This is a genomic window from Psychrobacter sp. 1U2 (genome assembly GCF_051847575.1).
The window spans coordinates 1-681 of sequence record NZ_JBPYDC010001164.1; the positions used below are offsets into that span (position 1 = coordinate 1).

General features: G+C 43.9%; 1 protein-coding gene. It reads left to right on the forward strand.

The genetic code is table 11. The features are described 5' to 3' along the window. Window positions 1–246 precede the first annotated feature (246 nt). On the forward strand, window positions 247–681 hold a 435-nt coding region (locus ACS8FD_RS20995; protein WP_439277291.1), incomplete at its 3' end, for an HD domain-containing protein.

Below are 681 nucleotides of genomic sequence, written 5' to 3' on the forward strand. Positions count from 1 at the left end.
GGTCCTAATATCGCCGCTTCAATCGCAAGCGACATTCCGCCTAATGCGACGAATAGCAACATCAACATTTGTCTCATAGTTTATCTACTTGGTCTTATTTAGCTTTATTAGCTATTGTTTAACGACACAAAAGCGCCTATTGTATGAACAAATAATTGTAATCACAACCAAGCACATTTTGATGGGTATTATTTAATCTCTAATGCTTGTTTGCTGTCTAAAAAGTTATGTTTTAAGGAGACACTGTTGTCAAGTAACCTAACCGACATTACCAACTATCTATTAGAGCTTGACGCGCTAAAGCTTATCAATCGGCGCACCTATCTTGATGGCGGCTTGCGCGTTGAAAACTCCGCTGAGCACTCATGGCATTTGGCAATGGCATGCTGGACGATTGCTAGAAGCTTAAAGCTTGATGTATCAGAAGAAAAACTGCTAAAGCTGGCTTTAATCCATGATTTGGGCGAAATTGACGCCGGCGACACCTTTTTATATGACACCAGAAGAGGGGACGCGCACAACGCTGAGCGCGAGGGGGTCAAGCGGTTGGAGGCGCATAATGGCAATGCGGTGACTGAATTGTCCACGCTTTGGGAGGAGCAAGAAACAGGCACAAGCCCTGAGACCAAGCTATTAAAAGTGGTCGATAGACTGCTGCCGTTTTTGCATAATATCAATAGC